At 57.3% G+C, this 520-nt stretch carries 1 protein-coding gene; it reads left to right on the forward strand.

Annotated elements, in window-relative coordinates; all coding sequences use genetic code 11:
* A partial coding sequence (locus tag ABWV64_RS15950) for an EAL domain-containing protein (RefSeq protein WP_353347075.1) occupies window positions 1-413 on the forward strand: 413 nt, incomplete at its 5' end.
* Window positions 414-520 lie beyond the last annotated feature (107 nt).

The raw sequence follows: 520 nt of genomic DNA on the forward strand, positions 1-520 counted from the left end.
TGGAAACCGTGTTTTGGGATGTTCAAAATGATGTTTTGGGAAAAAATGTTGCGGGTCTCAAGCGCCGCGGTTTCCGGATCGAAGTGGATGATTTCGGGACGGGTCATTCCTCTGTGACCAGCTTGCTCAAAATGCTCCCGCAAGGGTTCAAGATCGACCGGTCCTTGGTTCAGGCCACGACGTGCTCGCCCGAAAACCTGCGATTGCTGGCCACCATTGCCGAGGTCGGGCATGCCTTGAAAATCGACGTCTGCGCCGAGGGCATCGAAAACGAACAACAACTCGCCAATGCGATCAGCATTGGCTGCACGCGGTTCCAAGGGTATTTGCTCGGGCGGCCCATGTCCAAAGAGGCGCTGAGCGCGTTTGTTGCCGCGGGCGCCGCGCCTGTTCAGTCGCAAAAAACCGGCTGACCCGTCCGCGCGGCCCCGTTTGCCCGCGCTATGCAGTTGTGAACAGGTCCTTATAGTCTTCACGCAGCGCCTTTTTTTGCACTTTGCCCATGGTGTTGCGCGGCAAT

The sequence above is a fragment of the Litorivita sp. NS0012-18 genome, from assembly GCF_040371945.1.
In the GTDB taxonomy this organism is placed as follows: domain Bacteria; phylum Pseudomonadota; class Alphaproteobacteria; order Rhodobacterales; family Rhodobacteraceae; genus Litorivita.